General features: G+C 41.3%; 31 protein-coding genes. 28 read left to right on the top strand and 3 right to left on the bottom strand.

The features are described 5' to 3' along the window. Nucleotides 1-5: 5 nt before the first annotated feature. Together V202x_RS07305 and V202x_RS07310 are read left to right on the top strand one after the other, a co-directional pair. The gene (locus V202x_RS07305) at nucleotides 6-446 is read left to right on the top strand and encodes a hypothetical protein (protein WP_145172574.1); all 441 of its coding nucleotides are present in this window, start codon (nucleotides 6-8) and stop codon (nucleotides 444-446) included. Nucleotides 447-1,103: 657 nt separating this feature from the next. After that, a complete protein-coding gene (locus tag V202x_RS07310; protein ID WP_145172576.1) occupies nucleotides 1,104-1,436 on the top strand; it encodes a hypothetical protein in 333 nt (110 codons plus the stop codon). A gap of 439 nt (nucleotides 1,437-1,875) precedes the next feature. Here V202x_RS07310 and V202x_RS07315 read toward each other — a convergent pair whose 3' ends face one another. Continuing rightward, complete coding sequence (locus V202x_RS07315; protein ID WP_145172578.1) at nucleotides 1,876-2,301, bottom strand: hypothetical protein; 426 nt, start codon at nucleotides 2,299-2,301, stop codon at nucleotides 1,876-1,878. Between the two features lie 151 nt (nucleotides 2,302-2,452). Here V202x_RS07315 and V202x_RS07320 point away from each other — a divergent pair, with 151 nt between their 5' ends. The 7 genes from V202x_RS07320 to pth2 all read left to right on the top strand — a co-directional run bounded on the left by V202x_RS07320 (nucleotide 2,453) and on the right by pth2 (nucleotide 7,725). Further along, on the top strand, nucleotides 2,453-2,830 hold the full coding sequence (locus V202x_RS07320) for a hypothetical protein (protein ID WP_145172580.1): 378 nt from the start codon (nucleotides 2,453-2,455) through the stop codon (nucleotides 2,828-2,830). Nucleotides 2,831-2,872: 42 nt separating this feature from the next. Beyond that, nucleotides 2,873-3,577 (top strand): hypothetical protein, encoded by a 705-nt coding sequence (locus V202x_RS07325; RefSeq protein ID WP_145172582.1) that lies wholly within the window; start codon nucleotides 2,873-2,875, stop codon nucleotides 3,575-3,577. Between the two features lie 114 nt (nucleotides 3,578-3,691). After that, the gene (locus V202x_RS07330) at nucleotides 3,692-3,880 is read left to right on the top strand and encodes a hypothetical protein (RefSeq protein WP_145172584.1); all 189 of its coding nucleotides are present in this window, start codon (nucleotides 3,692-3,694) and stop codon (nucleotides 3,878-3,880) included. A gap of 220 nt (nucleotides 3,881-4,100) precedes the next feature. Then, entirely contained in the window at nucleotides 4,101-4,424 is a 324-nt protein-coding gene (locus V202x_RS07335) for a hypothetical protein (RefSeq protein ID WP_145172586.1), read from the top strand. A gap of 406 nt (nucleotides 4,425-4,830) precedes the next feature. Next, nucleotides 4,831-5,226, top strand: coding sequence for a hypothetical protein (locus V202x_RS07340; RefSeq protein WP_145172588.1), 396 nt, complete (start codon nucleotides 4,831-4,833; stop codon nucleotides 5,224-5,226). A 400-nt stretch (nucleotides 5,227-5,626) separates the two neighbouring features. Then, nucleotides 5,627-6,382: an alpha/beta hydrolase gene (locus V202x_RS07345; RefSeq protein WP_261343779.1), complete on the top strand. Its 756-nt coding sequence runs from the start codon at nucleotides 5,627-5,629 to the stop codon at nucleotides 6,380-6,382. A 305-nt stretch (nucleotides 6,383-6,687) separates the two neighbouring features. Next, complete coding sequence (gene pth2, locus V202x_RS27405) at nucleotides 6,688-7,725, top strand: aminoacyl-tRNA hydrolase (RefSeq protein ID WP_197993270.1); 1,038 nt, start codon at nucleotides 6,688-6,690, stop codon at nucleotides 7,723-7,725. A gap of 967 nt (nucleotides 7,726-8,692) precedes the next feature. Here pth2 and V202x_RS07360 read toward each other — a convergent pair. Further along, entirely contained in the window at nucleotides 8,693-9,883 is a 1,191-nt protein-coding gene (locus V202x_RS07360) for a methyltransferase (protein WP_145172592.1), read from the bottom strand. A 240-nt stretch (nucleotides 9,884-10,123) separates the two neighbouring features. On the opposite strand from V202x_RS07360, the gene V202x_RS07365 reads away from it, so the two are divergent. The 19 genes from V202x_RS07365 (at nucleotide 10,124) to V202x_RS07455 (ending at nucleotide 25,376) form a co-directional block, all read left to right on the top strand. After that, nucleotides 10,124-11,119 (top strand): DUF4062 domain-containing protein, encoded by a 996-nt coding sequence (locus V202x_RS07365; protein WP_145172594.1) that lies wholly within the window; start codon nucleotides 10,124-10,126, stop codon nucleotides 11,117-11,119. A gap of 19 nt (nucleotides 11,120-11,138) precedes the next feature. Continuing rightward, nucleotides 11,139-11,684, top strand: a complete 546-nt coding sequence (locus V202x_RS07370) for a hypothetical protein (RefSeq protein ID WP_145172596.1) — start codon at nucleotides 11,139-11,141, stop codon at nucleotides 11,682-11,684. A 505-nt stretch (nucleotides 11,685-12,189) separates the two neighbouring features. After that, on the top strand, nucleotides 12,190-13,113 hold the full coding sequence (locus V202x_RS07375) for a hypothetical protein (RefSeq protein WP_145172598.1): 924 nt from the start codon (nucleotides 12,190-12,192) through the stop codon (nucleotides 13,111-13,113). Nucleotides 13,114-13,791: 678 nt separating this feature from the next. Beyond that, nucleotides 13,792-15,702, top strand: a complete 1,911-nt coding sequence (locus tag V202x_RS07380) for a polymorphic toxin-type HINT domain-containing protein (RefSeq protein ID WP_145172600.1) — start codon at nucleotides 13,792-13,794, stop codon at nucleotides 15,700-15,702. 20 nt (nucleotides 15,703-15,722) lie between these two features. Next, nucleotides 15,723-16,085: a hypothetical protein gene (locus V202x_RS07385; RefSeq protein ID WP_145172602.1), complete on the top strand. Its 363-nt coding sequence runs from the start codon at nucleotides 15,723-15,725 to the stop codon at nucleotides 16,083-16,085. Nucleotides 16,086-16,183: 98 nt separating this feature from the next. Further along, nucleotides 16,184-16,600, top strand: coding sequence for a DUF4259 domain-containing protein (locus tag V202x_RS07390; RefSeq protein WP_145172604.1), 417 nt, complete (start codon nucleotides 16,184-16,186; stop codon nucleotides 16,598-16,600). Between the two features lie 129 nt (nucleotides 16,601-16,729). Continuing rightward, nucleotides 16,730-17,923, top strand: coding sequence for a polymorphic toxin-type HINT domain-containing protein (locus V202x_RS07395; protein WP_145172606.1), 1,194 nt, complete (start codon nucleotides 16,730-16,732; stop codon nucleotides 17,921-17,923). 17 nt (nucleotides 17,924-17,940) lie between these two features. Further along, the gene (locus V202x_RS07400) at nucleotides 17,941-18,354 is read left to right on the top strand and encodes a hypothetical protein (protein WP_145172608.1); all 414 of its coding nucleotides are present in this window, start codon (nucleotides 17,941-17,943) and stop codon (nucleotides 18,352-18,354) included. A gap of 271 nt (nucleotides 18,355-18,625) precedes the next feature. Further along, nucleotides 18,626-19,297, top strand: a complete 672-nt coding sequence (locus V202x_RS07405) for a polymorphic toxin-type HINT domain-containing protein (RefSeq protein WP_197993271.1) — start codon at nucleotides 18,626-18,628, stop codon at nucleotides 19,295-19,297. Between the two features lie 3 nt (nucleotides 19,298-19,300). Further along, nucleotides 19,301-19,573 (top strand): DUF6959 family protein, encoded by a 273-nt coding sequence (locus V202x_RS07410; protein ID WP_145172612.1) that lies wholly within the window; start codon nucleotides 19,301-19,303, stop codon nucleotides 19,571-19,573. 128 nt (nucleotides 19,574-19,701) lie between these two features. Next, the gene (locus V202x_RS28105; RefSeq protein ID WP_409996674.1) at nucleotides 19,702-20,031 is read left to right on the top strand and encodes a CPCC family cysteine-rich protein; all 330 of its coding nucleotides are present in this window, start codon (nucleotides 19,702-19,704) and stop codon (nucleotides 20,029-20,031) included. A 222-nt stretch (nucleotides 20,032-20,253) separates the two neighbouring features. Next, nucleotides 20,254-20,616: a hypothetical protein gene (locus V202x_RS07420; RefSeq protein ID WP_145172614.1), complete on the top strand. Its 363-nt coding sequence runs from the start codon at nucleotides 20,254-20,256 to the stop codon at nucleotides 20,614-20,616. A 98-nt stretch (nucleotides 20,617-20,714) separates the two neighbouring features. Further along, nucleotides 20,715-21,131: a DUF4259 domain-containing protein gene (locus V202x_RS07425; protein ID WP_145172604.1), complete on the top strand. Its 417-nt coding sequence runs from the start codon at nucleotides 20,715-20,717 to the stop codon at nucleotides 21,129-21,131. Nucleotides 21,132-21,453: 322 nt separating this feature from the next. Next, nucleotides 21,454-21,909, top strand: a complete 456-nt coding sequence (locus V202x_RS07430; protein ID WP_145172616.1) for a hypothetical protein — start codon at nucleotides 21,454-21,456, stop codon at nucleotides 21,907-21,909. Between the two features lie 124 nt (nucleotides 21,910-22,033). Then, complete coding sequence (locus tag V202x_RS07435) at nucleotides 22,034-22,357, top strand: hypothetical protein (protein WP_145172618.1); 324 nt, start codon at nucleotides 22,034-22,036, stop codon at nucleotides 22,355-22,357. Nucleotides 22,358-22,922: 565 nt separating this feature from the next. Continuing rightward, entirely contained in the window at nucleotides 22,923-23,318 is a 396-nt protein-coding gene (locus V202x_RS07440) for a hypothetical protein (protein WP_145172620.1), read from the top strand. 159 nt (nucleotides 23,319-23,477) lie between these two features. Then, nucleotides 23,478-24,266 carry a polymorphic toxin-type HINT domain-containing protein gene (locus V202x_RS07445; RefSeq protein ID WP_145172622.1) on the top strand — a complete coding sequence of 263 codons (789 nt, stop codon included), beginning with the start codon at nucleotides 23,478-23,480 and terminating at the stop codon, nucleotides 24,264-24,266. Nucleotides 24,267-24,533: 267 nt separating this feature from the next. Further along, nucleotides 24,534-25,016: a hypothetical protein gene (locus V202x_RS07450; RefSeq protein ID WP_145172625.1), complete on the top strand. Its 483-nt coding sequence runs from the start codon at nucleotides 24,534-24,536 to the stop codon at nucleotides 25,014-25,016. A gap of 42 nt (nucleotides 25,017-25,058) precedes the next feature. Next, nucleotides 25,059-25,376 carry a hypothetical protein gene (locus V202x_RS07455; RefSeq protein ID WP_145172627.1) on the top strand — a complete coding sequence of 106 codons (318 nt, stop codon included), beginning with the start codon at nucleotides 25,059-25,061 and terminating at the stop codon, nucleotides 25,374-25,376. Here V202x_RS07455 and V202x_RS07460 read toward each other — a convergent pair. Then, the gene (locus tag V202x_RS07460) at nucleotides 25,357-26,160 is read right to left on the bottom strand and encodes a DUF6602 domain-containing protein (RefSeq protein WP_145172629.1); all 804 of its coding nucleotides are present in this window, start codon (nucleotides 26,158-26,160) and stop codon (nucleotides 25,357-25,359) included. The two genes, V202x_RS07455 and V202x_RS07460, sit on opposite strands and share 20 nt — an antisense overlap. Nucleotides 26,161-26,164: the final 4 nt, after the last annotated feature.

Here is a 26,164-nt window from a genome sequence, read left to right on the forward strand (position 1 = left end):
GTGTCGTGATTAACTTATGGACCCTAGGAGCTGTGTTTCTTTTTGTAAATTTCATGATTGGCTTTTACATACTTATTAATGCATGTGAAATCCATTACAAAAAGGCGACTTTTAAAAAAGGGCAAGACGAGGAACGGCAATTAAATATTTCAATTGGGGATCTTGTGGTTTGTATATTAATAGCGACATTCTTCATTAATCAATATATTGGAGTAACAAATTTCAGTATCTGGAGAACAGGTGGAACAGAGAGTGACTATATATTTGCTGAAATCGCTCCGTTAAGATCAGATATTGATTTACATACTTGGCAAAGGGTGACATATCAAATTGGGTCATGTCTCTCTGTCTCATTATTTGCGGCAATTTATTTGTGGCTTACCCGTTGTGCACTCCCAGAAAAGTACAAGTCGTGTATCACTTGGAGAAAGCAAAAAGACGAATAGATGGTTATTACGAAGTTTGGTGGAGTGGTGTCGTGACGGTGTTTCAAGTCATAATTTTCGGTGTTATTCTTGTGGTGATTGTTATTGTTTACGCCACCATTGATATTGCTGTATTACAAAGAAGAAACCGGTGGGTAAACGCATTGATAATCAGTTCCGGTGTCACATATATTGCTTGGGCGATATGGAATATGAAGCGGATGCTTGGATGAATAATCCTAAACCCAATTGGGACATATACAACATAAGGAGTATAAAATGAGCCGATTACTAATTCTTTTCGCACTGATCCCAACATCCCTATATGCAGAGCCCCCAGAAAAGGATGTATGGAGTGTTTATGAATATCCTGAACTTATCCCCGTTTTTCGATACCCGGTCAGTACCCCAAATGGCATCCTTAAAGATCAGAAAAAACTAGATGACAGATATTTTCGGTCCCTAATCAAAAAGAGCATTTTCATCAAATCACAACCTGATAGTTGACACACAGTAAGATGTCTAAAATGAAAAATGCGGTATGGTTTTACGACTGAACTCAACTGGGACGATTACCGCATTAGGAATACCAAATGAGTCGCACCAGTTCAGCATGGAGACGGTCCGCGGATTAAAATTCGAAAAGTTGGGAAGTGTGAATGATTGGGATTAGAAGAGATGTTTACAAAGATACGAAATTGGTTGGACATGACACCTCAATGGGATAATGAGCTTAAAACGAAAACAACACGTGCAATGTTGAAGTTCTGCGAGGACCATAAAATTGAGCACTGTGCCGTAGATCACATTAGGGCATGTCTCTCTTATCTGGAACGTGATGAGAACTATTCAGCAAAAGTTGAATACCAGAAAATTCATTGGGGCAAAGAGGGGTTCAGTGACTACTACTATTGGGCTAAAAAGACCTTCGAGCATGAGACTGAGGAGTATGTAGCAGAGATGTTTCACGCAATGACTGAAAGATGGAGTCGAATAATGGGACAAGACTAAGAACGACAAGGATTAATTTCTAACTCGTCAAGCTCCTGAAACGGCTTGCTAAGAGTGTGAAATACAAGCGGGTTGCAGTGCCGAAGTATGAAGAGATTATGGAATATTAGTCTGTACTTTCTGGTGGAGTGGTGTCGTGACAGTCATGCAAGCGATTTATATCATTATTCTTATTGATATACTGATCGTTTTAGGCACCATGCTTACCATTTTAGTATCGCGAAAGAAAAAACGTTGGTTGCCTTGCGTTTTTGTCGTTGGGGTCTGTGTTATGTATTTTCTATGGCGACAAGAAATCACGACTGCATTATTTCTGCTCTTATTGAAGACCACAAACCAATAAATGATGTAGAACCCAATTGGGGCGTTTACAACTACGTGCTACTGTTGTCAGTTCATCTGTAGTTTTTGATGGTAAAAATCTTCTACAGGTGAATGCTCATCGGGACATTAACATTGTCGAGAAGTAGAGAGCTAAATAAACCAAATAAATTGCGATAAGTGTTATAAATAGACGATAGGTTATACCTTTCTTTTTCACTGCATTAGTAATTTTAGATTGATCTCGATAAAGCCCAAATTTAATCCTGATACCTGCAACCACATCTGCATAACAATATTCATCAACCGCAATCGATAAAAGGACGAATGCCCATGCAATGAGTATCCAGGCTGCCCAGGTTAGTGTTACGAATCTTAGCGAATATCCATACACAGCCATGACTTCTGCTGAAATTGCTAAAGGTAACGAAAGTACCAATATATTATTAAACTCAGCTTTTTTTTGTTTGCGGTAGATCAGTGCATAGCTGTGGAATATTAAAGGAATGAGGAAAGCTGTAAAATAAGCAATTAATAATATCATTTAATTTTTCCTAAGCTACTTGGAAATAACTTTTTGGTGTTCGGGTTACTTGCACTTTTAATTTTTTTGTTTATTGGCTAATTTTCAGATGACTGAACCCAACTGACAAGTCTATTGCCTGTAGTTTTTATTGGCGAGCGGGAGTTCGGTGATGAGTAGAGCTATTTACTGCTACACTCAAGATGGTTGTTTCGAACATGTGATGTGTAACTACGCACCATCAGTACTCCAGGAAATCCATGTCTCTTTTGGTATAGGAAAGTATTATCTGGTCAGTCCTATTTCACCGGATGACGAATCATTCGAGCTGATTGATGTCAAGCATCCGCAACAAAATGTAGATATTATCGGGGATGCCTTAATCCTCACATGGGAGGAGTTCAAGAAACTCAAGCAGTGCAGACGCAAGTTGGTTAAAAATCCAGCGAATAAAATGAGTGATCTGTTTCTGAGTGTAGTCGATGGGTTAATTGACTACATCAGGTCACATCAAGAAATACAACATTTTCAATTTCACGGCGAATTTTAGTTCGTCGACCAACTGGGATGTATCCCGCAGAAGGAATACAAAATGAGTCGACTAATAATTCTTTTCGCACTGCTTCCGGCTCCCCTATATGCAGAACCCAAAACGATAATCCACATTCTGAACTATCATTACGTCTCACCTGAAGTCTTCGCAGCCGATTTGAAAGACCAGGACAGCACGATTACCCAGGAGCAAATTGACAAGCAGTACTTTGAATTTCTGAAAAGAGGGGGATCGCTTCAGAAAGAGCAGGTAAAGCTGCTCAGACGCTTAATCAAAAGATACAAGTTAAAATCAGTCTACATCGAAGGTCTGACTGAGAAGAATTACAAAGACACGATGCGGTTTATAGAAACGCTTAAGAAGTATGACAAGACCAAGACACCGCCTGAAAGTGACTTCGACAGATTGGTGGAAGCACAGAATAAAATCGATTTACTAGAGCTTGGTGCTGCTGGTCGGTTAGTTGTGAATGGAGAGCTTGAAACATTGCTACCTGCAGAGGACTCAGAAGCCTTTGAAGCGGCAAATCCGGTTCGGTCTGATGGAAAGGTTGTCTTTGATAAGAAGGCTGACGAGAAGCGAGAAGACGCGATTGTACGGAACCTTTTGAAAGGTAGCGGGGTGGTCGTTATCACGCTTGGGGAAAATCATATATTGGGTGATAATATTCAGCGGCTGAGCCCTGGGGTGAAGTATCGTCGAGTTGTGTCCCGGGATGCTCGGCTTAAATCTGGCGAACAGTGAAATACAAGCGGTTAGCGGTGCCGAAGTATAAAGAGATTATGCAAGATTGACCTGTGTTTTTGGGTGAGCAGATATGATTGATAATCTTCGAATGTGGTTTGGTGGGGTGGTATCGTGACAACTTGGCAATATATCGCATTGGGTGCAGTTGCTGTTTTGCTATTTATTGTCGCATGTATTTTTGAAGCGATAGGTCTGAAAATACTTGAGGCAGCAAAACCACTCTGGTTAAATTGCTTGATTTATGGTGGATTGATTCTCTTTATCATTTGGGGTACATGGTACGCTTTGAACATCTTTTAACTTACAACCAAACTGTCAAGTCTACTACATAGAGCCAGTGTTTTTTGGTGAGCAGATATAAATTGAGGTAGTTTTTTGACATATGTTCTGGAATATCAGTCAGCACATGTTCTGTGCCAACACCGAAAATTACATTTTTTGAATTACCTTCGCCATTAATATCAGATATAAAATGGAGCCAATTTATTATTTTCAGATTCCATTTTGAAAGGATTCGAAAATGCCAAATTCAAACCCTGCTTGTCAGCCACCAAGTGATGTAAATTGTGATCCCGCAGATGAACCAATTTTGTCAAAATTATTTCCAAGCATCACCTTATATGGAAATATAGAAGGATCTAGCGGTTACTATGGAGATGAAATAACATTGAACCATCAAATTGGAGAATGGTTCGCTCTTCCAGATGGCTCATGGTGGTCTATTTCATGTCAGCAGGGTGTTTGGAGGCTTCATTGGGATGGAACAATTTCGGGCGGTGGTTTTATAGACGCAACTGGAGGAACATTTCCTTCACTCATATTTCCGGGTTTCTCTACATCGTAATCTACGATCTCAAGCTAAAATTGCACGAGATTCAATAATATAATGATATCTGCGATGTATCAGATAAGATGTGTTTCTAATGCAGTGGAGCCGGTGTTTATTGGCGATCAGATATGATTAATGATATTCGAATGCGGTTTGGTGGAGTGGTATCGTGACTGAACCCAACTGGGACGTTTACAACTACGTGCTACTCGCACTCGTTTTTGCGAAGAGACGGCTATCGCAAAAACGAGTATTACCATCGGCTCTGTGAGCTGTCAGCAAAGCTTGACCTGCCGTATGATTCACCAGCTCACAAGATCCTTGCCACCACAAAAGAACCCACCACAGAACAGGCAAAGCTAGTAGCTACAGTGCTGGGGAAGCGGGCAGTAGAATTACACTTTGAGTTGGGTTAAAACAAATGAAACTGTTTAATCATTTTAATATGCGCGAGTCTTTTGAACCGTTCAAAGGTGTTTATGATCTGAGGCAACTTCTGAAAATATTGGATGATTACGACTACACCCCAAGTGAACTAATCTATCTGATCCCACAGGTTACCACAGAAGAAAACTGCGAAATAAATATGAGATTGCTATCAGAGTATATAAGTCATAATGCATTTTCATTTATTGTAAGGAATAGCAGATTGTTCGTTTTAGATGAGGCGGCGTATTCAACTGATGATGATTGGTATGCACACGTTGTAATAGATGGGAAATTAGATTCTCATTTTGTCGAAGGCATCAAAGTAATGAAATCATTCTTCACAGATGAAAAATGGGATTCATACGACGATCTGTCAGAACAGAGGTAGTGCTGGGAAAACGGGCAATTAAGATGCATTTTGAGTTAGGGTAGACATGAAAAGACCTGTAAATCCAGTAAAAGTTTGGAAGTGGACCGTCTGGTTACTCCTGATACCTAACGCTGGTCTTTTGTTATCAGGCTTCCTTTTGAACGATGAACGACTCTTGCGATGGGCGTCTTACGTATTCTGGCCTTTCATCATTATTTATGCTGTTCCACCAGTTACTTTTACGATAATTGTACTTTTCGAAAAGCTGAAGCGTTAAGCCAGTAGGAGAGTGCTGGGGAAACGGGCGATTGATTTGCACTTTGAGTTGGGATAAGAAACGCCAGCGTTAGTGGCTTTGCTACCACAATTCACGAATTTCACTTGAGTTAGGAGATCTATCATCGAAAAGCATATTGTTCTGATTCACGGCACCAACGCAGGGCCTTGGACAATGTCGAATTTCTCTGAGTATTTCGAGCAAAGAGGATTTCGTTGCCATAGCCCGGCTTACCGCCATCACGATAGACCACATTCGGACGATTCCTCAGCGATTCTCGCCGGAACGAGCATAGCGGATTATGTTGAAGACATTATTGGATTCGTGAAGACTTTGAACACGACACCGATCCTCGTCGGGCATTCACTAGGAGGATTGATCGCACAAAAGTTGGCGGCCATCGGCCTTGCCCGCGCCATAGTGCTGCTGAATGGCAGCGTTAATTGGGGTGTTCTTCCAACGACCAGGCAGGAGCGCGAACTTGGCAAGATGTTTATGTCGGCGGGCTCATTCTGGGAAAACACTTTGCTGCCCGATTTCGATACCATGGCCAAATTTGGTCTCAACAAGCTGGATTCGACCGAGCAACGACGGGTTTTCGATCGCTTGATACCGGAATCAGGCCGCGTAATGTTCGAGCTATTCTTTTGGATGTTCGATGAGAATCAGACCACAAAGATTGATTACGACGGAGTTACTTGTCCTGTCTTGATGGTGTCCGGCTCTGATGACTTGGCAATTCCTCCCTCAACAGCTCGCCTCATTGCCGAACGACATGGTTCGCGGGCAACCTTCTATGAGGCCGAGAGTTTTGGCCATTATCTGACTCTAGAACCCGAATGGAAGAAGATCGCGGAGATCTGTGCCAACTGGATGATTGATGTCAAAGAAAGTTGATGAGTCCTGGGTATCTACTAGATAAGCCACCCTAATTAGGGCAGCTTTGTTTTTTCAAGACGTAGCAAAAGTAAATGAACCTTATGATCATCCCGGTGTCACCTTGTTGGATCGGTAATCCGGCGTTGGGAGGAAGTGTCTGCCCATATGGTTCCGGCAAACACCTCATGAAGTATTGTCGCAAAAAGACTGCCTTTTATGGCGTAAACCCGCATCGTTAGTTTTGGGGAATGAGCATCCAAGGTTTGCTCATTTCAGTACAAACGGGTGGGATCTTTTAGCAGAAATTGAAGGGATGAGCACAAATGACCAACGAATGGACAAAGCCGGAATACGTTGAAGCATATCTGGCCCATATGAAGTGCATACCCCATCGAACCGAAGGAGAGGCAACATTGCTCTCAGAAATCCCCAAGGAGACGAAACGGGTACTGGACCTCGGCTGTGGAGACGGTCATTTGATGTCGTTAATCCTCTCTCGTTGTCCGAACGCAATCGGCGTTGGTCTTGACTTTTCAACGGCGATGTTGGAGCAAGCTCGACAACGCTTCGGGAATAGTGATCGAGTCATGCTTGTTGAGCACAACATGGACGACCAGCTACTTGATCTCGGAGAATTCGACTGCATTGTTTCGAGTTTCGCCATCCATCACTGCTCACATCAGCGGAAACGGGAGCTTTATAAAGAGGTCTTTTCATCGTTGGAAGCAGGAGGCGTATTTTGCAACCTCGAACACGTCTCTTCCCCGACCCAGCGAGTTCACGACCGATTCCTCCAAGAGATGGGCATGACGCCCGAGGACGAAGACCCGTCGAATAAACTGTTGGATGTAGAAACACAATTGCGATGGCTGAAAGAGATTGGCTTTGAAGACGTGGATTGCAATTGGAAGTGGCGAGAGCTTGCACTACTGTCGGGGCACAAGACATATCCTGGTCACCTTCAGACGGCGAAACGATCTGGACAAACCAAACAGGTCCTCGTCATGCGGCACGACTTGAAGATGCGTCGAGGCAAACAGATTGCCCAAGGTTCGCACGCTTCGATGTCGTTTATTTGTCATCGATTAAAGCAGCGCGATTCATTCTCGATGGACGATTTCTCAGAGGTTGAACAAGGCTGGATGAATGGATCCTTCGCAAAAGTTTGCTGCCGGGTGAACAGCAAGGAAGAATTGATAGCCATTCACGACAGCGCCGTCGAAGCTAACCTGGAAGTTCATCTCATCACAGACAGTGGCAAGACCGAATTCCATGGAGAGCCGACGCAAACCTGTCTGGCAATCGGTCCTGATGATGCCGAGAAAATCGATGCCATCACTGGTGAACTACAATTACTGTGATAATTAGGCAGCTTGCTTGCAGTTTGCTGGCGGGAAGAAAAAGATGCCAGGTCTACCTCCTTTTCTGTCTTTACAATCATGTCGCCCCGGTTATTCTACTTCCGGATTTTCATCTCTGAATTGATCTTTGAGATCAGGTAGAATGTGAGTTTACGGGCGGGAGAATACTCGCGTGCAATCGGCTCATTCTTTCTGCCGAGTGGTCCTGAATTGCTTGTATGTCATTGGAGACTGTTATTTATGATATTCTGGTATGTGTATTGCCTTAACATCTCAAAGAAGTACCTTGTGACTTCGCACCATCATCGCCAGGGGCGTATACCGGTCAAGCCAAGACTTATGCGCCTTAGTGTCTCGGATATGGCAAAACGACAATCAAAAATGCTCCGTTTTGTTTTGAAAATGATCCGAAAAGGGTCTAACAAGACTGCACACAGCGAAGTAGTTTTGCCGTCAGTCTGTAAAAGTCGTCTATTCCTAGTGGGTTTTATAGTGCTCTCTTCGGCAGGTGACAAAGTATTTACTCACAGAAAAACGTTGCCTCGCGCGCGAGACAGATCACGGAGTTTCGGGAACGGCGCGGCTGTGTCAAGCTGCAGATATGAGCAGGAATAATAGGCTTCTACGGACCTGGAAGAGACTCGAATTTGTCAAGAGAAATCCTCTATTCCCAAATCAATGACTGATGAACAAAGTGCAAAAGGCTGAAGAAACAGAGGACATGAAACAAGTGAAGAGAGCCGCCGAGGAGAGTCGAACTCCTGACCTACGCATTACGAATGAGAGTAAAAACACTCATCGATAATTCACTAAACACCAAACGCTATGCATTAAGGCGTTTGGTGTTTTTTCTTTTTGTTTGACCGGTTGTCAATGAGTGTTTGATTGGTGTTTGGATGCGGGAGTTGGTGACGTTTTTGGTGACTCCATTCGCCACATTAAAGATTGTAGATGATTGCTTTTGAAATTAAGACCATCTTTTAGAAAGACTTTCTTTTATCCACGCCTTATAAATGAGGAACACGTCATCCTTTTCAACTCTCCTTTCAACAATGGTATACTGAAGATTTGCCAATCCTAAAAAATCATGCAATTCATCTTCATATCCACTTTCTCCGAAAGTAAAAAAAAGAAAACCGTTATCTTTAAGATGAAACTGCGCCCCTAGTACAAGATTAAAGTAAAGCTTACTATCTGCGGAAAAGCAGTGAAAGTAAGGACTGTTTTCATATTTGATGCAGTTTTCTTTTGCGGTAAAAGGTAGGTTAGCAATTATAAGGTCAAATTTTTTATCTTTAGGGATACCATGATAAATTTGGTCTGACCTAGATTCTATGAATGTGATTTTATCTTCAACTCTATTATAGCTTGCATTTAATTTTGCTGCATTCAATGAAGCTCTATTTGAATCAGAAGCAAAAACATGAGTAGCCTCCCCATATTGAGCAAAATAAAGTGCATACAACCCACACCCACAACCTAGGTCGAGAACTAAATCAGGAAAACCTACTTGATCTTTAACTTTTTCCATAAGAGGTATACTTATCTTTCCTCTGATTGGATTGAATACTCCTTTAGGTATTGAGAATCTAAGATTTTTAATTCTTTCTACGCATTCAGGCTCTGACTCATGTCTTCTTATAATATCCTCAAGAATTCGCTCGTTTTTCTTTTTTGGCTCTAGTTTTTTAGGCAGCTCTTGAATCTCAGATTTTCTAAGCTTCCAGTCTCCAAATTTTATTCTCTCTTCTTCATTTGGACCAATCCATCCACCCACAATGAGTACGTTGCTTCCTTCTTTTATTATTCTGAACTGAAATGACCCCATATATTTTTTTGTATGCTGGTTATGCCATTTCCCCTCGTACACGTTTTTAGTTCCTTGAAGTTTGTACGCTGTGAAATGATAGTCAAAGTTTAAACTATGTGCATATATTGTTCTACCCATCAATCCACCGATCTTTTTTTTGATTTCAACAACGTCAAAATTTATCTTTGAAGTTTGGTTTTGAATATAAAAGCCAGTGTATAATCCCGTTAAATAATCAGGCAATGACAAATACATAATCAAGTTTCTGATGTATTTGCAAACACCGTAGATCGCAGTTGTGACAGCTATCCCAGAGGCAATGAGTCCCAATGAAGTCGTAATATCCATTACTTTTTCTATTCCTAGAAAATCCAAGTTGCAAAAATAAGATTAAAATTTTTAAGATAGAAGTGATAATTTACTGTTTATAAGTACGGTTCACAATTGTGTTATGTACACTTTTATGATTGTATTACCTCTATTGCAACAATAAGGATTGTCTAAGCGTATATATACACTTTTCCTTGGGAAGACTCAAAGATGCAAGATAAGTGTGTCAATAATCGTAATTTATAGCAGGCATTCAAAATGCAAAAAAGATTTCAAATCTTTGTCAGTTCTACATATGCAGATCTAAAAGAAGAACGGCAAAAAGTCATCCAAACATTAATGGAAATGGATTGTATCCCTGCGGGAATGGAATTGTTCCCCGCTGCAGATGAAGAACAATTTGAGTTTATCAAACGAATAATTGATGACTGTGATTATTACCTTTTAATTATTGGGGGAAGATACGGCTCCCTTACTTCAGAAGGAATTAGTTACACAGAAAAAGAATATGAGTATGCCGTCTCCATCGGATTAAAGGTTTTAGCTTTTGTGCATGAAAAACCAGAGGAGATACCCGTTGGTAAATCAGAGATCGATCAAGCATTGCGTGAAAAGCTGGATGATTTTCGAACAAAAGTTTCAGATAGTCGATTGGTAAAATTTTGGAGTCATGCGACTGAACTTCCTGGATTAGTTTCACTAAGCCTATCTAAAACAATAAAACTTTATCCAGCAATTGGATGGGTACGCGCAAATAATATCGCAAGTGAAGATTTGCTTGTTGATGTGAATACGATGAGAAAAGAAAATGATGCATTAAAACTTAAGCTCAAAAACCTCCAATCAGTAGAACCACCACCTGAATTAAATTTGGCGTCAATGGATGAGTTTTATGAAATCAGGGTTTCGTGGTCAGGGACATATGCAGGGAGTGAAACGTTTAAGGTTAGTTGGTCCACACTTTTTTCAATAATTGCTCCTAGCTTGATGGAACATCCATTCGATCAAAAGGTTAGCAGTATTCTTGCAGAAGGCATGTACAAAAAAGAACGAAAGGATTCGAGTATTCCATTTCACATAGAAGTCGAAAAAGAAGATTTTGAGACTGTGAGAGTTCAGCTATCTACTTATGGACTTATTAATGTCGAATACAAAAAAGCCACCCAGGGGGAAATGGCTCTTTTTTGGTCATTGACCCCGAAGGGAGAACAGTTAATGCTGCAATTACGAACGATCAAGGCAACAGAAAATTAGAAATTCGGAATAACTTCCTATGACAAATCGTTGGGACGAAACTTGGCACAGACTACGTGAATGGACAAATGGTTCTGCAAATTCAGAAAGATTGACGGCACAAATTCTATTGGATGATGGTTATAAATCTATCGACCCAAGCCATCCCTTAGGCGGAAAAGATGGTGGTAAGGATGCAGTTGGCCAAAAAGGTAGTGAACGCTGGATAATGGCTGTTTACTTTCCAAGAGGTCAAAAAGAGTTCTCTGAAATAAAAGCAAAGTTCATCGCGGATTTCGCAGGAGTGTCAAAAAATTCATCGCAAGGTTTAGCATTTGTAACCAATCAAGAGCTAAGGCTTTCAGAAAGAGAAGAACTTCAATCACTTAAAGAAAATTCGATTGGCGTGGAGCTGTTTCACCTGGAACGGATAACAACAATCCTAGATAAACCTGCTATGGCGGAAGTACGAAAACAGTTTTTGGACATTGAATTCTCCGGTCAGTCAGTAGTTTCTGAACTAAAAGACGAAATGTATCAGATACAGCGACGTTTAGAAGGGCTTCAGACGAGCGGGGATTCCTAGGGTTTGTGAATGAGTTTGGTGAACCGGTATGGAAGTCCTATTTAAAGAAAGATAGAGCGTAATTATTAGTGCTCCCACTGTGCAGCCTCAATCTTCCGAGTAGCAATCGCTTTGCTAAATTACTCTCGCTCACTCAGCATTATCATTGACTGCCTGTGCGCACTTGGTAGCATGATTTGTAGCAGGCGTGCATTAACAATTCGGTTTGGCGTTGAGAGTATAGCCGTTTTGGGATTCATGAGAAAATAACACTAAAAAGCTATAAAAAACAGTTACTATGCTCAACAACGAGAATGAAAATTTTGAGTGTGGAATCCACTCTCCCATAATTACTAGCAATGTCGGATATGATGAACCAGTGCATATATTATTGTTATACCAAACAATCCGGAATAAATGGAGAGAGTCCTCTTTAACAGCATTGAGGCTTAACTCCCATTCAGTATTTACGTTTTGATACTCAAATTCTAAGTACTGAAGAGATTTATTACAGACGAGGGAAATCATGAGAATTCTTGCAGTCATTCTTTTCGCTACTTTTTGTTTTCTATGTATCGACTTTTCTAAAGGAGGCCCGGCTCCTCGAACTACAGGTCCACAAATACAGATCGATCAGCTACGACACAGAGTTCAAGAATTAGAAGCAGTGGCAAAAACAAATGTAATCACAGGTAACAATCCAAGGGCCGCCCAAATTGAGAAAAAATTAACTATTTTAATTTCTGATAAAACAGAAAAGTTGCAAGGTCGAGTAGATGCATTGAATCAAGTCGTCACTGAAACAATCGGGTCAAAGTCTAAAGAGTCTGAGCAGTTTATTCAATTTGTCGAAGATTTAAAAATCCTACAGGAAAGATTCACAAGGTTGTCTAAAAATCTTAATCCTGAAGAACTAGACCGAGTATTAACAAGCTTCAATTTAATGAAAGAAATAAAAGATCGTAAAACTTATAAGGATTCAGTTGATTTTAGATTGGGCAGTTATAAAAGAAATATCACTACCATTGAGAGAACTTTAGCAAAGCAGATTGATACCATTGAGACAGCTTTAGCAAAGCAGATCGATGGTGTTGAGACTACTTTAGGAAAGCAGATTGATGGAGTTGATACTGCTACAGAAAAGCAGATTGATAGTATTGCTTCTCAAGCAAATATGATAAACAATTGGATTCTTGGTATTGTAGCTACAGTAATCTTTTCTGCTGTTTCAGTTGCAACAGGATTAATTACAATTTATCGTTGGGCAAACACCCACATTAAAACCTACACAAATAATTTAGATGCTGTGCGTCTAGAAATTGAGACTTCGCTAAATGACTATACGTCTAAAGAAATTTCTGAAAAAATTATGAACGATTTATTAATAAAAGTAGATGAGAAAATTGAAGAGGCTAAGTCCGACATTCGATTACGAAGATGGACAGAATAGATTCAATATATTCTATCCATTTTGTTTATTTTAGTGCTGACCTCTCACTATCCGTAAAAGTTTGCGGCCTAAGATGTTGCCATTAATGCACTTCTATTTTTCAGTGATATAAATTCTTGCAAAAGCACTACATATTGTATATTTAGTATGGACTGCGTCTATTTATACGCTATATTGGGTTTATCTCAAACGCAAGATGCGCATATACTCAATTTCAATGGAGGATTCTGCTGTATGAAAACAGAGGGGGAGATCGACCACAACAAAGTTTATTAGATTGAACGCTTTATGGAAGTAACAGGGCTGAAACGATTCGCCCTCGATACTGCCCGAAAAAATGGCCTCAGAGTTCGTAAAGTAGGCCGCCGCTGTTTTATCTATGGTCGGGATTTCATCGACCACATTACATCACCAAAGGCCACACAGTCTTAATCTGCGCCTTGTTGTGATGTTTTCCATGTCCGCACTGGGTAGCGGCCGCGTGTGACCCGCTGGAGGTGGTCACGTATTCCTGAACAGTCAATGGGGATGACAAGTTCAGTTGAAACAAGTGACGTGTGAAAAAGCCGGGGGAGTTTTGCGCCCGGTTGCGTCTCCATCAACAATGTCATCGATCAACTCGTAAATGACTTTGAAGATGGCTCTCTGTTTGACCGGTTTACCGCATCCATCGATGGCATGCTCGATTCGGTTAATCCATTTAACGACTTGATCAGCGTCCCCGATATCGGAGCGCTATTCGGTAATCAGGATGATTATGACGCTGCCTACGCCATCGGTGCCGCCGGTGGAACGGCGATCGTGCTCACTGCTTCCGTATTCGGACCTGGTTTGGTCCAATGTGGTTCCTGGGGCCAGAAAGCCCTGATTGCTTATGAAGGCGCCGACATCGTTGGTGGTTTGGCAACCGCAGGAAAATCCATTTCCAGTGGAAACTTTGGTCTCTCAGACGCGGTCAATATCGCCGGAGCGGTCCTCTCCGTCGGCGGCTTGAAAAATGCATTAGGCGCTTGTTTTGTCGGTGACACACTGGTGGTCGTTCCCGATCATATGAACTTCCAATCTGAAGTGGCGGGGTTAGCCTCTGATCCCGAACGAGATTCAGAGTGGAACTTTTCCACGATGTTGCTCGCAGCAATCTCAGTCCCTGTTGGCCTGACTGGTTTTGGGTTACTGGAAAAGAAGAAAAAGAAACAACAGCCGTTTGCCAAATTGGATCATCTTTTCGCCGAGAATGATTTCCATGAACTTTGGCATCCCCAATCGGATGTTCCACGAAATGGTCGATCTCAGTATTTTCCAGTGAATCGAGGCTCACAAACCGAATTGTTATCGAACCAGGAATTGTCATTTGCTAAAATCAAAGAACCACAGCATCAGCTTAGAAAGCAGACTGAAATGCACAGACCGCATTTACAAAATAATGTTGTCCAAAAACAAAACCGATCTCATCTGGCCGGTGGTATCAGCGTTGTTGGCTTACTTTGCTTACTGGGGACGTTTCTTGTTTCAGGCAGTCTGTTCTGGCTGGCGGCTCCCAAGGCAGAACCAAAGACACCCGTCGTTGCCTCAGCAACCGTTCCCTTAACCCACAAACGAATTCAGGATATTCAACCCGGCCAATGGGTCAAAGCCGATAATCCTGTCGAAGAAGACGACACCGAGTTTGGTAAACATGTTGATCCAGCCACCTGGAAACTTCTGAAGCTCAAAGCACCCAAGCTGGATGGTACTTTGGCCAACGTCAGCCTGTTACGCCCCAACCACTGGTTAACCCAACAGTCGGCCACTGTTGGCGGCACCGTTTATATCTCCGTCCCCGAATGCGGCATTGATGGCAACGCCACAGTGCTTTCCATTGAAGCCTGTCCGCCCATTGCTGCCAACCCCGGCCCCGGTTTCCAGGTCGTTACCGGTACGTTCCAACATCAGGCTGCCAAGATACTGGATATCGCCGTCGAAGGCGAATCAAAACCGATCAGCACCACGCCAAACCACCCCTTCTGGAGTGTCGATCGCCAAGAATTCGTGCGAGCAGACAGCCTGACAGTAGGTGAGCGTTTGCAATCATTAAACGGTATTACAACCGTCATGAAAATAAGTCCCCGCGGCCCGCCCGAACCGGTTTATAACCTCGAAGTCCAAGTCAAACACACCTACTACGTTGCTGATTCCGGTGTGCTGGTTCATAATGGGAAAAATTGTGGTGTTGGCGAAAGTGTGTATCAACATACCGACGACGCCGGAAATGTGAATTACATTGGTATTACCAACAATTTAAAAACTCGATCTGGTGCACATCGACTCGATGCCTCAAAAACTGGTACGACGATGAAACCCATTACCAATAAATTAACACATGACCAAGCAAGAACAATTGAGGCAAAGCTGATTCGACAGAGGCTACGCGCTGCACGTACCAAAGGATTAATCAATGGATTTGAGCCGGTTGCAGAACAGCTGAAAAAAGCAGGATTGTTGAATAAAAACCGCGGACGTGATCCAAGCCGCTGGATAGACGTGGATCCTAAAGATTTCCTAAAGGAATTAGGTGAGTCATTTAACATACGCACTTTAGGTGGAAACTAAATAAATCAGGAGAATACTTGATGTCATACTGGGGGAAAAATGCCATCGACAATGATTTCGCTTTTGATGGTATTGGATCATATATCTATTTTATTAAGGAACGTATGTTTGAGGAAATGGACGCAGTCATTGAGAAATCACATCCCGAACAATCAATGATTGCTTCTCTTCAGTGTATTCGGTTGCTTGCTGAGGAATTTCCGAAGTGTGTAAGCGTAAGCTTTGGAAGATCAGAATTTGAAGAAACCAAAGCAGCGTTCGAAAAATGGTATGATGCGGTATACAAAAAGATCCCAGCGAAATATCGTGAAGCAGTTCTGGAAGCAGCGAATACAGAATTTGCTCTGTTTGAAGAACGAGTATTAATAAAAAAAAATGGCTAGACTATTCATGAATATGTCTATACGGCAATAGTTTTTTAAACTGGTTATTGTAAGTTTTATAAACCCATAAACGAGGAATAAAGAAGGTAGTATTGGTCATGGGATCCTGGGGATACAAAACTTTTGAAGACGATACCACATGCGACTGGCTCTATGATTTGTATGAAGCCGAGGATCCCCATAGTTTCCTGCTTTCATCCCTCAATCCTGGGCAAAGCGATGGTTTTCTGGATGATCTTGACTGCTCTAAAGTTTTGGGAGCAGCAGAAACGGTTTTCTCATTACTGTTTCAGGTCCGGGACAATCCGCCTGAAGAGTTTAAGGAGTGGATTCAAAAAAATCAGGATCTTCCAGTGAACGATTTAAAGTCAAATTGTATTCACTCCCTCAAACGAGTGTTGTCAGAAGATTCCGAGTTAAATAATATCTGGTCAGATTCGGGAGAAGATTACAGAAACTGGAAAAACAATATTCAAATGATGATCGATGCGTTCGACCCCAATCCTCTCTTATGATCAATAGAATTGATTCACTTCTGATTTCTGATTTTCATCGAAGACATATACTTTAACGAAGGTCCCGTTGTAGCTATTGATGCAGGCTGGTCCACAGAACTCACCAGTCATTCGGAAGAAGAAGTCGGCATGTGCTGGTTAGCCGTCGGTTTAACTCTGACTGGTTTTGGCGTGATGCAGGTCCGCCGTCTCAGGAAGAAATCAACGAATCGCTTCCAGCCTGTGCTGACTAACTCTCACGATCATATTTTCAGTGATCACCGCGTAATGGATGAGATTCTGTTTAAGCCTCAAGACTGCAATCCAAAGCAGCCCCAACTTTTCTCTTTGCACCTACCCGTCAATGAGCGCACAAATTTGCGCCCACAGCACTCGATGATACGCAACGACCATTCACACAACCAACCAAAAACCACTCCGAATAAAGGAGAACCAATGATACATCCAGAAAAACGATCCAAACCACTGTCACGCATGATGAGTGTCTTCTCAATCTTGCTCTGCTTTTCGATAGGCGGGTTTTGCCTGTTTAAGTCCGGCATCGGCCAGTCAATCGAGCAGCCGGCGGTCGCGATGTCGGCTACGAGTGAGCAATCACCGCAGCCACAGTTCAAGCTCAAGTCGGTGGCCGATTACAAAGTCGGCGACACCATCATGGCCTTCAATCATGAAACCGGCCAGCGCGAACAAAAGACCGTTACTCAGACCTTTAAACGACAAGTCGATCATCTTTGCATTCTGGAAGTCGAAGCCGAGGATGGTTCGACGCAAACCATCAAAACCACGAACGAACATCCCTTCTGGTCAACTGCCGCCAACGATTACATTGAAGCCAAATCCTTGAAACCCGGCACGAAACTGGAAGGAGCTAACGGCCACTTCATCACCGTCAAATCCAACCACTACGAACCTCACCCCGAAGGTATTACCGTCTACAACGTTGAGGTAAAAGGCCCACACAACTACTTCGTCGCCGCAAATGGCTATCGCGGACCACCGGTTTTAGCGCATAATACGTGTACTGGTTATCGAGTTATGTCACCGGATGAGTTTAAGGACGCTAGTAAAGGTAAGTGGGCTGACAGTAAACTAGTAAAAGGTGACCCTGCCGAAGCAGGTAAAAAATGGTTTTGGGATAATAAGGCTTCAGCAGAGAAATGGAAGAAATTCTTGGAAAAATCTGGAGAGAAAAACCTTGTTATTGCTAAGGTTAGAATAAATGGCTCGATGTCACAGTATGATTCTTTTTATCATGGTGCTGAATGCACAGCGTTTCACATTCCTTTAGGGGACCTTGCAAAGGCACTTTTACTTCCATATTAGTGGTTCAAGAATAATAGATGAAAATAATAGATGAAAATATAATATTACGATGGTCTGGAACAATACCAGACTTTAATAAAAACATTTCGTGGTATATCCGTGGTATTTGTTCTGATGGTTCATTCTACGGAGAAGTAAAAATTCGTGAACATGGAAATAATAGAATTATTCTTGTTGATGGGAGACTTTCTACTCAAGACAGCGTAAGTATTCGAGAACTTGTGAATCAAATAGCAAAAATAAATAAAGAGCTTGACACAGACATCGACTTATCTGAAGGTTTCTTAGGATATGGATCTATTTCAGACCCTCAAATTATTTTTGAATATTCGTCTCAGCTGCATAGTGGTACAGAATCTGAAACATTGATTCTTCGAATTGTTGATTTACTTGCACCATATATGCTCGAGTTTGTAGAAAAAAACAAATGATCTTTTTTTCTCATCTCTATATCAAGTAAGACATCCAACCCACCAATGGGTCAAAGCCGATAATCCTGTCGAAGAAGACGATACGGAGTTTGGTAAACATGTTGATCCAGCCACCTGGAAACTCCTGAAGCTCAAAGCGCCCAAGCTGGATGGTACGCTCGCCGACGTCAGTCTGTTACGCCCCGAACAGTGGCTAGCTCAACAGTCGGCTAAGGTTGGCGGAACCGTTTATATCTCTGTCCCTGAGTGTGGCATCGACGGCAACGCCACAGTGCTGGCAATTAAAGCCTGTCCGCCCATCGCCGCCAACCCCGGACCCGGTTTCCAGGTCGTCACAGGTACCTTCCAACATCAAGCTGCCAAGATTCTGGATATCAACGTCGAAGGCGAATCAAAACCGATCGGCACTACGCCAAACCACCCCTTCTGGAGTGTCGACCGCCAAGAATTTGTGAGAGCAGATAGCCTGACTGTGGGAGAGCATTTGCAAACCCTAAAGGGCATCACGACCATCACTAAAATCAGCCCTCGTGGTCCTCCTGAACCCGTTTATAACCTCGAAGTTCAAGTCAAACATACCTACTATGTTGCCGATACTGGTGTGCTGGTTCATAATAGAGCGCCTTGTTCTGCTGGTGGTGGGGCTGACATAAACCGAGCATTACAAAATATGACGTCGGATGAAGCTCGTCGAATTCAGAATGCAGCAAATCGTATCCGTAAACCCATTCACCTTGTAGGCAGCCGTGCAGGAGGAAGCAAACTGCCAAGAATTGATTCTGATTGGGATTTTGTGATTGAAGCAAATAATAAAATCAGAAGAAGTGCATCTCGTTCACTCCCAGGAGGAAAGTCAATCCAAAGAGGCGAGGCTTGGAATCAAGATCTCTTTAAAGGACCACTTAAAGAACACTTACCACATATTACTTTTTATCCAGAGTGAAATATGAAAAAGATTACTGTGGAATTATATACAGATCAAAAAAATGGGGCTGTCTTGAAGTTACCTAATAGACAATATCCTGGAGTTCTAATCCAGGGAGACACATTACATATTCTAATTGACGATCTCAATGAAGCACTTGAAGAATGTAGATTACTTACAGGGAGTGAAGACGTTTGCGAAGGTTTGGAATATATAATTGATAGGCTTGCTTCATATAAAAACAAATATGACAAGGTAATTAGTGCTTCTCAAAAAGATGAAAATAATAAGTAATATCTAATAGATGACATGCTCCCCTTAATTTGATCCATTTGTTGTGAGAGTTTCCAATAGACTTCCCGTTAGTCAAAATATTCAGACGCACGATAAGTTTGTTTGAAATTTGGCTTTGCTTACAGTTCGTGACTTCAATAATAGAAAATAATTTGACTACGAATAGACGTGTAACCTGTTTTGTTTGTGGGCATAGGACACTTGATAAACGGTGTGACTGGGATATTTGTCCTGTGTGCTGTTGGGAGGACGATGTGCTGGTAATTGATGAACAAGACAAAAGGTCTCCAGCAAATAAAGGGATGATGGTGTCAGAGGCACAAGCTAACTTCGTTTTGTTTGGTGCAAGTACTGAACAAAGAAAAGATCGTTGTCGATCGCCTAGATCAGACGAATCACTAGACCCAAATTGGCGACTACTCGCTGAAGCAGTTCAGACAATTCAGTCGAGGAAGTAGTAGAGTCGACCGACAAGCGTTCGTCAGAGCAGACATCCTGACTATTGGCGAACAGCTTCAGAGTTTAAGCGGTATCACAACAGTTACCAATATTATACCCCGCGGTCCCCCAGATCCAAGCCGCTGGATAGACGTTGATCCTAAAGATTTCCTAAAGGAATTAGGTGAGTCATTTAACATACGCACTCTAGGTGGAAACTAAATAAATCAGGAGAATACTAAATGTCATACTGGGGAAATAGGCCAATCGATAATGATTTCGCTTTTGACCAGATTGGTTCATACATATATCTTATTAAAGAACGCATGTTTCAATCGGTGGATGTCGTCATTGACAAACCACATCCCGAACAATCGATGATTGCTTCTCTTCAGTGTATTCGGTTGCTTGCTCAAGAATTTCCAAAATGTGTAAGTGTAAGCTTTGGAAGATCAGAATTTGAAGAAACCAAAGCAGCGTTCGAAAAATGGTATGATGCGGTATACAAAAAGATCCCAGCGAAATATCGTGAAGCAGTTCTGGAAGCAGCGAATACAGAATTTGCTCTGTTTGAAGAACGAGTATTAATAAAAAAAAATGGCTAGACTATTCATGAATATGTCTATACGGCAATAGTTTTTTAAACTGGTTATTGTAAGTTTTATAAACCCATAAACGAGGAATAAAGAAGGTAGTATTGGTCATGGGATCCTGGGGATACAAAACTTTTGAAGACGATACCACATGCGACTGGCTCTATGATTTGTATGAAGCCGAGGATCCCCATAGTTTCCTGCTTTCATCCCTCAATCCTGGGCAAAGCGATGGTTTTCTGGATGATCTTGACTGCTCTAAAGTTTTGGGAGCAGCAGAAACGGTTTTCTCATTACTGTTTCAGGTCCGGGACAATCCGCCTGAAGAGTTTAAGGAGTGGATTCAAAAAAATCAGGATCTTCCAGTGAACGATTTAAAGTCAAATTGTATTCACTCCCTCAAACGAGTGTTGTCAGAAGATTCCGAGTTAAATAATATCTGGTCAGATTCGGGAGAAGATTACAGAAACTGGAAAAACAATATTCAAATGATGATCGATGCGTTCGATCCCAATCCTCTCTTATGATAAATAGAATGAATAAGCTTCAGATTTCTAATTTTCACCGAAGACATCCCCAATACTGATGGAAGTGATGATCCAAAAGATATTTATGTTACTTCTCGGTATTATAAAACAGCAGGTAAAGCGAAAACACATCTTCAGCTCCCGAATAAACCTAAATCTCAAATTTAAATAGATCCAAAAATGTTACTGGGATATCAAGATTAAGAAGAGTGGGAAGAGGTGATAACCCTCAATGGGGAATTGGTGGAGGAAATGAAGCGATTACCGCTGATTCTATTTTAGTAGATCCCAAATCTTTGGTTAAACTTATTGGAGCAAACTGATGAAAATACCAGACTCTTTGCGCATCAGTTTTAAAGATGAGGCAGGGGTTCCTGTCAAAAACTTGTTTTGTTTGGTTACTTTTTATTTCGGTCGTCATAACTGCCTCCCAATAACACAAACTACATCGATTGAAGGCCAAATTACCATTTCCCTTGAACAAGTCCGTAATGAACTAAAAGAATCACAAAACACTTTCTTGATGGACTACAAGTTTCAATTAGACGAATTTGATGGAAATATTGAGGCAGTTGTTGAAGATAAGAATTTGTTACAAAAAAGAATCAAGAAGATTGGCGAGTATTATCCTGAAAATGCATTGAGAATTACAAATATTCTACAAGAAATAAATAATGATCATTATATTCCTATTAGCAAAAAGATTATTATCGATTCTTCGCCTTTTAAAACAGAAATCGTTTTATCGCGAAAGAAGACAATTCAAAATAAAGTATGAAATATTTACGGTAATATACTTCATGCTGAATTAGAATGTCTCTCAAGAAATCCAGAATTATTACTCAAAACTACATTTTATAGATTGGGAGAAAAAGTTAGTTCACCCTTCTAAGCCAGATAATATGACTTACCTTGATACTGAAATTCACAAAACTGCGTCGATGCTCAAACGGTGGCAAGGGCATTTAGCAACAATCTACGAACTTAACAGTAGTCATTCTTCTCTTAGTGTTGTCATTCACGGTGATAGTTATGGTCAAAATCTGGTTATAGCTTGTCTTGGACCTGAATATATTTGTGGGCCGACAACATGGGAAGATTCCTGCATCATTTTAAAAACAATTGAATTAGAATCGAGTCGAGAAGGGATCGCTCTTCTAGACGAGAGACATAATGTAAAAATTACAGCAGAGTCATTTGAAATAAAAGAAAATGTAAAATTGTAAGTTCGATCATAAACAACAATGATTCATATTTTCCGAAACACTCTTTTGACTGGCGTTTAACCATGAAACGGGTCAGCGCGAACAGAAGACCATCCAAAGTAATAATATGCTAATTACAAATTGAGTAAAAGTAGATGACACCAGCTGAGGCAGTAGAGCCAATTGGTAAAGAGTGGGATGTAGGTAATGTTTTTTTTACCTCTTACGTCAAGGGATTTTTGATGAGGAAGCATATCTTAGAACATTAGGGATACTGAAAAGCATCAAAATCAATAAGAAAGAAACTCAGATTAACAGAGAATTTGTATCGTTGGTTTTGGTTTATTCCATTGTTTGTTTCTTGGCAGAAAGAAAGAGTCTGCGAGAATAATAAGGATTTAGAAAGTAAATTTAGTGATTGTGAAAACACTTTAGAAGGAATTGTTGAAGACTTGTTGGGAGTTCCATAATTCCTTACCCTGCTCATTGGACTTTTCATGGCTAACATTTACTCAAAGGGCTAAATCCGAAACATATATAAAAAGTTCATTGGAAAATTTTGTGAGTTCTCGTGGGACTGGTTACTGTGGAATTCTATTTTCAACAAGATATCAAAATTCGAAAAAATCTGGAAGAATTAATACATTCTGCCTATGCAGGTAATTTAGGCCCTGAGCAACCGCATGAGTTTAATGAAAACCTCCTTTTACATGGATCCCATTCTGAAGATAACCTTGATGCAATTTCAAGAATTGAATTTGCGCCACAAGGCAATGATCAGATTACAGACTATTATTTCCGTTTAATAAGTCAGCAAACAGAATTAGCAGATATTACAAACCATTTAGAAGGCGAACCTATCCCTGATCACATTAAAGCTGCATTTCCACAATTGTCTCAAGAGGATTGGGATGCAACCTTTCGATACATTACTCTTTTGTTAAAACTCTTAGGAGTTAGGGTTGTAGAGAACGAGCAGTAATAAAAATTCATTTTCTACTAGTGGCATACAAAGCAATAATCTTTATTCTAAAAAAGTCAAAAAGGGGTCGGGACTCAATAGTATGACACTTAGTATCTCGAGTACGAGCACCATTGAACCAGACCTCGTCTGACTGGTGGTATCAGTGTTGTTGGCTTAGTGAGCCTTTTAGCAACGCTGCTCTTCTCAGGCAGCCTGCTCTGGATGGCGGCTCCTAAGACTTATACTACGACTGCTCTGAAGACGCCCGTTGTTGCTTCAGACGACGTGCCTTTGACTTCGAAACGGATTCAGAATATCCAACCCGGTCAATGGGTCAAAGCCGACAATCCTGCCGAAGAGGATGATACGGAGTTCGGGAAAGACGTTGATCCGGCGACCAGGAAGCTGCTGACACTCGATGCTCCCAAACTGGATGGGACGCTCGCCAACGTCAGTCTGTTACGCCCCGAACAGTGGCTAGCTCAACAGTCGGCTAAGGTTGGTGGCACCGTTTATATCTCTGTCCCCGAATGTGGCATCGATGGCAACGCCACAGTGCTGGCAATTGAAGCCTGTCCACCCATTGCTGCTGACCCCGGCCCCGGTTTCCAGGTCGTTACCGGTACCTTCCAACATCAGGCTGCCAAGATTCTGGATATCGTCGTTGATGGTGAATCAAAACCGATCGGCACCACGCCAAACCACCCCTTCTGGAGTGTCGATCGCGAAGAGTTTGTCAGAGCAGATAGCCTGACAGTGGGAGAGCGTTTGCAATCATTAAACGGCATTACAACAGTCACCAACATCACCCCCCGCGGTCCGCCCGAACCAGTTTACAATCTCGAAGTCCAAGTCAAACACACCTACTACGTTGCTGAATCTAGTGTGCTGGTTCATAATGGAACGGGGTTATGTAAAAATGCAAAATATATTGTATTAGGAGAAGGAATGGAAAGTATTAAGTAAACTGCTAAAGGTTTGAGAAAAGATGGTTTTAATGCCAAGTGGTACTCTGCATGAAATAAAAACTTTTCTAAGAAAAATTTTGATTTGAAAAAGAGTCTTAAGCGTAATGAAGTATGGCTAAAAAGAAAACACAGAGAAGGATACAAATTTGTTGATTTAGGCATTGATCCATCACGGTCAAGGAGAAGTGCCTTTTATGCTTTAGAACAAGAGCTTCTTTTGAAATTAAAAATAACCCCTATTAAACTTCCGAGGCCATAGCCAGTTATGATTGATTATGAAAATTTAGCCAAGATTTGTAATGAAGAGTTTGAACCAATTAAAAACAAATATGGATTTGAGGATTTTTATCCTTGTGGTACCAAATACACTCCAAAGGCTTTTGCAAAAAATGAAACAACAGGTATTTTATTTGAGTATGAAATGAGAGAAAATTGTATTAGTGAATTTTTATATCGTCTACCTGAAGGAGATTTTGAACCAACTAGAAAAGATGGAACAAGAATAAATTCGAATGAGTTTTATGACATTCTAGATTTATTGTCGTTAAGAAATAGCACTGAAAGTGATTCCAATAATTCAACCGGTTTTATCGATGAATCATTAAATAAAACAATCAATTCTTACCTCGAAATAACATTACGACATGCAGAAGATATTTTGTGTGGCGATTTTTCAGTATTCGCAGAATTAAAAAAAATCGTCATTGCTAGAGCTAAAAAATATGGAGTCCAATTAAGGAGAACATGAATTACCCGATGGATAATAATTTGATCATAAAATGATTATTAAGTGTATACGTATCAATCATCGACTGAAAGTAGAGCTCTATTCCATCTGGCCGGTGGTATCAGCGTTGTTGGCTTACTTTGCTTACTGGGAACGTTTCTTGTCTCAGGCAGTCTCTTCTGGCTGGCGGCTCCCAAGGCAGAACCAAAAACACTAGTTGCCGCGTCAGTAACAGTTCCCTTAGCCCATAAACGAATTCAGGACATTCAACCTAGTCAATGGGGCAAGGTCAAAGTGGCATGCTTCCCATATTCTGCCCCAGTTAACCTAAGCGATGATTTGATATTCATTATGACGTCTATCAGTCTGCGGTTCGATTAATGAGATTGCTCAAGATCCAGTCATAGGTGAATAAAATATGCTGAGAAGCTGTAGCGTTTTTTTGAATGTGCTGAACCGCTACTTGTAAAGGATAAAAGTCAGATTGGTCTGAATGTAAGTAAAAAATATTGGCGGGTATCTGCTCACCTCCAATATTTTTGCCTCCTTCTGGGAAGATCCGAATGATATTATATTTTCCTCCGACATGAATTAGATTTGGACGGTGATAATATGGTATATCTGAATTCTCATCATAAAATTGTTTGAGACTAGTCTGTAATGACTCGCCCGATATCCCATCAGAAGCATAAATAATCTTATATGGCCATTCTTCATAGTTTGGCAAATTCATTTGCGGGTTAATCCTGACTTCATCAATCGATTGCTTCTCAGGGATTGATGCAATATTCTTAAGCGCGTCATATAGCTGCTTGGTATCAAGTGTGGACTTTACGGAAACCACTGCTAAGCAACCTTCAATACAGGCGAATGACTTCCCCTCTGAATCTCTGTCAATCATCTTATATTGAGGGCTCGTGCTATTCGAAATAATCAGGTCTAACTGCTTTGACTCGTCCCCATCAATATTGAAAAGAAAGCCACCGTACATAATGTTACAACTAGATGGCAGATGATTCCGTAGGAATTCGGCATATATTCGCTCGCGGTGAGTGCCTACGTCCGAAGTATTTGAGAAGATTGCACTAGCACTGGCTTCGCCCCGAAGTGCTTCACCGACATGCTCATAGTACTCTCTTAGCCTCTGGTAGAAATTCTTAGGCATGACT

It is taken from the genome of Gimesia aquarii, assembly GCF_007748175.1.
Lineage (GTDB): Bacteria > Planctomycetota > Planctomycetia > Planctomycetales > Planctomycetaceae > Gimesia > Gimesia aquarii_A.